Raw genomic sequence first — 8,149 nt, 5'->3', positions numbered from 1 at the left:
GGAACGCATTACGGTGAGACATGAGGACCTCTCGGTGATCGGGGTGTGTGTGGTAACCACACCGATACCGGAGGTCCTCACCTATTTTCCGCTAACCACGCCGTTCACAACCTGTGTGGGAATTACACCTAGGGCTGCCAGTCCGTCGCGTCAGCCCACTGCTGGGCGCGGCGGTAGGCATCCAGGAACCACGGCTCTTTGGCCACGGCGTAGTCGGGTGTGGCCAAAGCGGCACGCTTGGCGGCCAGGTAGTCGGCCTGCACACCGGGGTTGGCCCGCAGCCAATCGACGAACATCAGCGCGAACCGCTGATTGGGCCAACCGTCGACCCTGATGTGCACATTCGTTGGCCGGCCCGGATCGGCCGAGGCGTGGAAACGCTTGTGCCAGAGCGCCGGATCGTCATCGTGCGGGTTGTCTGCGGTGATTCCCGGCACCACCGGATATCCGGCCGTCAGCAACGCCTCGGCGAGCTCGTCGGCAACGTCCAGCGACTCGACCGTCACCTGCACATCGATGACGTCCTTGGCGTCCATCCCGGGCACCGCGGTCGAACCGATGTGGTCGATACGCACCGCACGGTGCCCGCAAGCGGTGTTCAGCCGGGCCAAGATCCGGCGCGCCTGATCCGGCCAAGCCGCGTCGTAGGGCACCACGGCGGGATCGCGACGGGCCGGGCGGCGAACCTTCAGGTTGTGCGCGAAGGGCAGGATCCGCTCGTGCCAGAGTGCGCGAGCCTGCTCCACGACGGCGCCCGGACTGCCCGAGTTGTCCAGCCACACATCGGCGACAGCCCGGCGTTGCTCCTCGGTGGCCTGTGCGGCGATGCGGGCGCGGGCGTCCTCCTCGGTGAATCCGCGATACTCGATGAGTCGCCTGACGCGCAGTTCGGCGTCGGCGTTGACGATGATGACCAACGGGAACATCGGCGCCATCTGCGATTCCACCAAAAGCGGAATGTCCTCGACGATGACGGCATCTTCGTGGGCCGCGGCAATGAGCTCCGACCGCCGATGTGCCACCAGCGGATGCACGATGCCGTTCAGTGTGGCGCGCTTCTCGTCGTCGCTGAAGGCGACCGCCGCCAGAGCCGGACGGTTCAACGCCCCCTCGGGCAGCAGGATGCCGTCCCCGAATGCCTCGACCAGCCTGGCCAGCCCCTCGGTTCCGGGCTCGACCACCTCACGGGCGATGACGTCGCCGTCGACGACGATGCCGCCGAGATCGCTGAATGTGGCCGACACTGTTGACTTCCCGGCGCCGATACCGCCGGTTAACCCGATGCGAAGCACGCTCCACAGTGTGTCAGGCCCCCGGAACGACGAACGCCCCGGCCCAATGGGCCGGGGCGTTCGTTGTCGTACTTATGGTTAGGCGTTGCCTGCGAGCTTCTCACGCAGCGCGGCCAGCTGTGCATCGCTGGCCAGCGTGCCGCCGGTCGACTCCTCCGAACGCGAGGAACCGTTGGACACCGGACGGGCAGCTTCCTCGGCCTCGGCCGCGGCGAACTTCTCCATCTGCGTGGTGTGCATCTTGTGCCGGCGCTCGGCCTCGGCGTAGCGGGCCTCCCACTCTTCCCGCTGCTTGTCGAAGCCTTCGAGCCATTCGTTGGTCTCGGCGTCGAAGCCCTCGGGGAAGATGTAGTTGCCCTGCTCGTCGTAGCTGTCGGCCATGCCGTACTTCGACGGGTCGAACTCCTCGGTGTAATCCTCGTTGGCCTGCTTGAGGCTCAGCGAGATCCGACGACGCTCCAGGTCGATGTCGATGACCTTGACCATCGCGTCGTCGCCGACGGTGACCACCTGGTCCGGGACCTCGACGTGGCGCTCGGACAGCTCCGAGATGTGCACCAGACCCTCGATGCCCTCCTCGACGCGGACGAACGCACCGAACGGCACCAGCTTGGTGACCTTGCCCGGCACGATCTGGCCGATCGCGTGGGTACGGGCGAAGTGGCGCCACGGATCTTCCTGAGTCGCCTTGAGCGACAGCGAAACCCGCTCGCGATCCATGTCGACGTCGAGCACCTCGACAGTGACCTCGTCGCCCACCTGAACCACCTCGGACGGGTGATCGATGTGCTTCCAGGACAGCTCGGAGACGTGCACCAGGCCGTCGACACCGCCGAGATCGACGAAGGCGCCGAAGTTGACGATCGAGGAGACGACACCCTTGCGGATGGCGCCCTTCTGCAGCTGGTTCAGGAACTCGCTGCGCACCTCGGACTGGGTCTGCTCCAGCCAGGCGCGGCGGCTGAGCACCACGTTGTTGCGGTTCTTGTCCAGCTCGATGATCTTGGCCTCGATCTCCTTGCCGATGTACGGCTGCAGATCGCGGACACGACGCATCTCGACCAGCGATGCGGGCAGGAAGCCACGCAGACCGATGTCGAGGATCAGGCCGCCCTTGACGACCTCGATGACGGTGCCCTTGACGGCCTCGTCCTTTTCCTTGAGCTCCTCGATGGTGCCCCAGGCGCGCTCGTACTGAGCCCGCTTCTTGGACAGGATCAGGCGGCCTTCCTTGTCCTCCTTGGTGAGAACGAGGGCCTCGACCTCATCGCCCACGGAAACGACCTCGTTGGGGTCGACATCGTGCTTGATGGAGAGTTCGCGGGAAGGAATGACACCTTCGGTCTTGTAACCGATGTCGAGCAGGACCTCGTCACGGTCAACCTTGACGATGGTTCCCTCGACGATGTCGCCATCGTTGAAGTATTTGATGGTTTTGTCGATGGCGGCGAGAAAGTCCTCAGCCGAGCCGATGTCGTTGACGGCTACTTGCGGCGAGGTGACGGAGGGACTTGGCATGTGGTGGGTTGCTCCGGACAGGTTTACTCGTAGGGACAATTCTGTTGCGTGTATTGCGTTCGTGCAGATCCGTGGCAGTGACCAGACGGTGTCAAGCTGTGCGCACAGATACGTAACGAGGGTACTCGACCAGGCACATGCAGGACAAACCGCCCCTGCGACGGGAGTGCCAGGGGCGCTTCGGACCGTCGTCCGAATTTGTGCCGGGACCGCAGCCTACCCACGGCTACTCTGCTGCAGTGGCGTATTACCCGACCCCAGGCCCTGTCCACCGGCCGTGGTTCCCGGTCACCGCTCCCATGCCGAGGCCGGTGCGCAAGGTCGGCGCCCCGCTGGCCGCGATCATCGCCTGCGGCGTGGTCATCGGCGCGCTGGTACTTCTGTTCACCGCGCTCAATCCGGTCGGAGCGATCATCGGATTTGTGCTGTCCAGCATCGTGATGACCGGGGCAGTGTTCGCCTACCTGTGGTTGGACCGCTGGGAACCGGAACCTCCCCGACTACTGCTGCTGGCGTTCGGCTGGGGCGCCGCCGTCGCCGTCGTACTGTCCCTGGTGCTGAGCCTGTTCACCGATGCACTGCTGGCACCCGGCGTCGACTCGGCCGAATCGGCACACAGCTTCGCTTCGGTGGCGGTCCGGGCCCCGTTCATCGAAGAGGCCGCCAAAGGCCTGTTCCTGCTGGTCATGATGACCGGGCGGCGGCGTAACGAGCTCAATTCGCTGACCGACTGCCTGGTCTACGCCGGCCTGGTCGGTCTCGGTTTCGCCTGGCTCGAAGACATCATGTACATCTCCAGCGCCGACTCGCTGGCCGGTTCGCTCGTCACCGCCGCGATGCGCCTCGTGATGGCCCCGTTCGCCCACTCGCTGTTCACCACGATGACCGCCATCGGCGTGTACTTCGCCCTGCAACGGCGCAGTAGCGGGGCCAAGGTGCTGTGCATCCTCGCCGGCTATCTCGGTGCGGTGTTCATGCACGGATTGTGGAACGGTTCGTCGCTGCTGGGCGCGGGCACCTACTTCATCGTCTATGCGGTGTGGATGGTGCCGATCTTCATCGCGATGATCGTGGTCGGCATCACCAGCCGCCACCGGGAGCAACGCGTCGTGGCCGCCAAACTGCCCGGCATGGTCGCCGCCGGGTTGATCACCCACAACGAGGCCACCTGGCTCGGGTCGTTGAAGACCCGCCACGGCGCCATCAAGCAGGCCACGCTGGCCGGTGGACGCCCCGCAGGCAAAGCAGTCGCGGCGTTCGCCGCCGCCGTCGTCGAGCTCGCCTTCGTCCGCGACCGCATCGACCGCGGCTTCGGCGATGCACAGGCATACGCGTTGCAACAGGAAGAGGTGTATGCCCTGACCGCTGCCCGGTCAGCCGCGCCGATCCTGCACTGGATGGCGCATTATCAGGCGCCGGTTCGCGACTGAGCCGCTCAGTCGCTGCGACGAGCTGCCTTACGCCTGGTCAGCTGCCAGATCACCAACCCGGCCTGCAGACCGAATGCCACTGAGATCATCGAGATCAAGGTGGCCGGCAGTGCGGAGTCTCCCTCGGCACCGAACAACTCGGTAATGCCGATCAGACCCATGGATCCGGGAACCAGAAGCCAGAAGCCCGGCAGGATCAGCGTGATCGCCGGTGGTGCCGTCTGACGCCGCGAGATCACCAGGGCCGCCACCGTCAGCACCAGACCACCGCAGAACCCGCTGGCGTAACTGCCGAGGGTGAGGTCTCCGACGAACTGGGCGAGATAGGCGGCATAGGTGATCAACAGCAGCCACGGCAAGAAGCTCCGCGGTGGCGCCAGGAAGAGCATCACTCCGATCGAGTACACCGCGACACCCAGCCACGGCGCCCACGGACCGATCCGGTTCACCGCCACCGCGCTGAGGTGGTCTTCGGTCATGCGCAACAGCTGCGCCGCGATCAGGATGCCGAACGCCAACTGGATCAGCTGGATGAACCCGGCGATCAGGCGACTCGACCCGGAGATGACGTCGCGGGAGGTCAGCTCGATCACCGACAGGGTGATGGCCGCCCCTGGCAGAAACATCGCCAGCGGGGGTATCAGGGCGCGCAGGCCGACATGGTCGAGGCCCAGATGCTGCGCGCCGATCACGCAGATCGCCGTGACCACGAACGCGCTGACCACCGGAGTCAGGGCCGCCAGACCGTCCATCCGCTGCCCCGTCGTCCAGAACACGCCGACCAGCAGGCCGAGCACGAAGGCCGTCAGCGTGTTCAACCACGTGGGCTCAAGTACCAGGGCCAGACCCGCGCTCTGGATCCCGTAACCGAGGATTGTCACCCAGGCCGGGTACGGCGCCGGGCGGTCGAGGATCTCGTCGAGGAGGGCCTCGCCGTCGGCCGGGCTCACCCGTGCCGACCGTGCCGCGGACACCAGTCGGGCCAGCGGGAACACCTGGTCGAACCGCAACGGCTTCTCGACGTGGGCGGTCTTGACGACCGAACCGCCCGCGCCCACCGGTCCGACCACCTGCACGTGGTTGGGCAGTGCCACGACGTCGGTGATGACGGAGTATTTGCCGGAGCTGCGTTCCAACATGTCGCGGACCAGCGTCACCGGATAATTCGATGCACTCATCGCGGCGCCCAGCCGGGCAACGAACCGGATCTGCTGTTCCGTCATGGTGAGCTCAGTGCGCCGCGGCGTCCCAGCTGGGCCCATACCCGACCGACACCTCCAACGGCACATCCAACGGATAGGCGTTGCCCATGTGCTCGCGCACCAAGGCCTCCAGAGTGTCCCGCTCCCCCTCGGCCACCTCGAACAACAGCTCGTCGTGCACCTGCAGCAGCATGCGTGACGTGAGCCCGGCTTCCTTGATGGCTGCGTCGACGTTGATCATCGCCACCTTGATGATGTCGGCGGCGCTGCCCTGGATCGGGGCGTTGAGCGCGGCACGCTCAGCCGCCTCGCGCACGTTCCGGTTGCTGCTGTCCAGTTCCGGCAGGTATCGGCGCCGGCCCAGCACGGTCGAGGTGAACCCGTCCTTGCGGGCCTGATCGACCACATCCCGCAGATAGTCACGCACCCCGCCGAACCGGTCGAAGTACTGCTCCATCTGCACCTTGGCCTCTTCGGTGGAGATCTTGAGCTGGCTGGCCAACCCGTAGGCGCTCAGCCCGTAGGCCAGGCCGTACGACATCGCCTTGACGCGGCGGCGCAGCTCCGCGTTGACCTCGTCGATCGGTACCGAGAAGGCCCGTGATGCCACGAACGAGTGCAGATCCTCACCGGTGTTGAATGCCTCGATCAGGCCTTCGTCGCGGGACAGGTGCGCCATGATCCGCATCTCGATCTGGCTGTAATCAGCCGTCATCAGCTCGGCGTAACCGCTGCCGACGACGAACGCGTCTCGGATACGCCGGCCCGCCTCGGTCCGGATCGGGATGTTCTGCAGGTTGGGCTCGGTGGACGACAACCGGCCGGTGGCGGCAATGGTCTGGTTGAACGTGGTGTGTATGCGCCCGTCGGAGGCCACCGCGTTGAGCAGCCCGTCGACGGTCACCTTCAAACGGGTGACGTCGCGATGGGTCAACAGATGCTGCAGGAACGGGTGCCCGGTCTTGTCGAACAGCGATTGCAGCGCATCGGCATCGGTGGTGTAACCCGTCTTGGTCTTCTTGGTCTTGGGCATCTCCAGCTCGTCGAACAGCACCACCTGCAGCTGCTTGGGCGACCCGAGATTGATCTGCTTGCCGATCACCGCGTAGGCGGCCTCGGCGGCGTCGCGGATCTGATCGGCGAACTCGCTCTGCAACTCTTGGAGCTTGTCGATATCGACGGCGATGCCGATCGACTCCATCTCGGCCAGCGCCCGCTGCACCGGCAACTCCATCCGGCCCAACAGGGACGACGAGTCGATCCGGGCCAGCTCCTCATCCAGTGCATCGGCGAGATCCAAGACCGCGCAGGCCCGCAGGATCAGCGTCTGCACCGCCTGCTCATCGACGCCGTCGGAATCATCGAGCAACGAAAGTTGTTGCTGCTCGGGGCTTTCAGCGCGAAGTTCACGGCGTAGATAGCGCACCGCCAGATCATCGAGGGCGAAGCTACGTTGCCCGGGCCGGACCAGGTAAGCGGCCAGCGCGGTATCGGAGGTGACACCGCGCAGCGTCCAGCCCCGGCCGGCGAGGTCGTGCATGGCCAGCTTGGCCTCGTGCAGCGCCTTCGGCGGGCCCGGGTCACCCAGCCAGCGCGCCAGGGCCTCCTCATCCTCGGGCGTCAGCGTCGCCGTGTCGATGTAACGCCCGTCGCCGTCGGCCGCGACGATGGCGAGCGCGGTGGCGTCGGCGTCGAAGGCCAGGTGCGTGCCGACGACGGCCAACCCGAACCGGTTGCCCAGGCTGTGCTCGGCGAGCCACGCCGCGAGCTCACCGGGCTCCAACGCCCGGCCGCGCACGTCGAACCCGTGCTCAACCTCCGGTTCGGAAGCCACCAGCGTCTCGAACAGTCGATCGCGAAGAACCCGGAATTCCAGGTCGTCGAACAGTCGGTGGATCTGGTCACGGTTCCAAGGTTGCATCCGCAGCGTGTCCGGCGTCTGCGCCAGAGGGACGTCCCGGACCAGATCGGTCAGCTCACGGTTGAGCACCACGCTGGACAGGTTGGCCCGCAGCGAGTCACCCACCTTGCCCTTGACCTTCTCGACGTTGTCCACCAGTGACTGCAGAGTGCCGTACTCGACGATCCACTTCGTCGCGGTCTTCTCCCCCACTCCGGGAATGCCGGGCAGGTTGTCACTCGGGTCGCCCCGTAAGGCGGCGAAATCCGGGTACTGCGCGGGAGTCAGCCCGTACTTCTCCACCACTGCCTCCGGTGTGAACCGGGTCAGTTCACTGACACCCTTGCGCGGGTAGAGCACGGTGATGTTGTCGGTGACCAACTGCAGCGAGTCCCGGTCACCGGTGACCACCAGCACCCGGTAGCCCTCCTGCTCGGCCTGGGTGGCCAGGGTGGCGATGATGTCGTCGGCCTCGAAGCCGGCCTCGGCCAGTGCCGTGATTCCCAGGGCGCCGAGCACCTCCTTGGTGATGTCGATCTGCCCACGGAACTCGTCGGGTGTGGCCGACCGGCCTTCCTTGTACTCCGGGTACTTGTCCTTGCGGAAGGTCTGGCGAGAGACGTCGAACGCGGCGGCCACGTGGCTGGGCTGCTCGTCACGCAGCAGGTTGATCAACATCGAGGTGAACCCGTAGACCGCGTTTGTGGTCAACCCGCCCTGCGTCTTGAAGTTCTCGGCGGGCAACGCGTAAAACGCCCGGAAAGCCAGCGAATTGCCGTCCAGCAGCATCAGGGTGGGTTTTCCGGC

Annotated in this window: 5 protein-coding genes; 1 reads left to right on the top strand and 4 read right to left on the bottom strand. The window is 65.7% G+C overall.

The window, feature by feature from the left end; translation table 11 throughout:
- Positions 1–128: 128 nt before the first annotated feature.
- Positions 129–1,292, bottom strand: a complete 1,164-nt coding sequence (gene coaE, locus BKG60_RS14415) for a dephospho-CoA kinase (RefSeq protein ID WP_070946445.1) — start codon at positions 1,290–1,292, stop codon at positions 129–131.
- A 78-nt stretch (positions 1,293–1,370) separates the two neighbouring features.
- Entirely contained in the window at positions 1,371–2,810 is a 1,440-nt protein-coding gene (gene rpsA / locus BKG60_RS14410; RefSeq protein WP_070187137.1) for a 30S ribosomal protein S1, read from the bottom strand.
- A gap of 239 nt (positions 2,811–3,049) precedes the next feature.
- Between rpsA and BKG60_RS14405 the strand changes: the two genes are divergently transcribed.
- A complete protein-coding gene (locus BKG60_RS14405) occupies positions 3,050–4,240 on the top strand; it encodes a PrsW family intramembrane metalloprotease (RefSeq protein WP_374242727.1) in 1,191 nt (396 codons plus the stop codon).
- A gap of 5 nt (positions 4,241–4,245) precedes the next feature.
- Here BKG60_RS14405 and BKG60_RS14400 read toward each other — a convergent pair whose 3' ends face one another.
- Complete coding sequence (locus BKG60_RS14400; protein ID WP_070946452.1) at positions 4,246–5,463, bottom strand: threonine/serine exporter family protein; 1,218 nt, start codon at positions 5,461–5,463, stop codon at positions 4,246–4,248.
- A 7-nt stretch (positions 5,464–5,470) separates the two neighbouring features.
- Positions 5,471–8,131, bottom strand: coding sequence for a DNA polymerase I (gene polA / locus BKG60_RS14395; RefSeq protein ID WP_207549610.1), 2,661 nt, complete (start codon positions 8,129–8,131; stop codon positions 5,471–5,473).
- Positions 8,132–8,149 lie beyond the last annotated feature (18 nt).

The sequence above is a fragment of the Mycobacterium syngnathidarum genome, assembly GCF_001942625.1.
Taxonomy (GTDB): domain Bacteria; phylum Actinomycetota; class Actinomycetes; order Mycobacteriales; family Mycobacteriaceae; genus Mycobacterium; species Mycobacterium syngnathidarum.
Note: the sequence above shows the minus strand (reverse complement) of the source record. Positions and strands in the feature narration are given on the sequence as shown.

Coding starts and splice junctions, on each gene's coding strand:
- rpsA (WP_070187137.1), bottom strand. CDS start 2,810: ATGCCAAGTCCCTCCGTCACCTCGCCGCAAGTAGCCGTCAACGACATC.
- BKG60_RS14400 (WP_070946452.1), bottom strand. CDS start 5,463: ATGACGGAACAGCAGATCCGGTTCGTTGCCCGGCTGGGCGCCGCGATG.
- polA (WP_207549610.1), bottom strand. CDS start 8,131: ATGCTGCTGGACGGCAATTCGCTGGCTTTCCGGGCGTTTTACGCGTTG.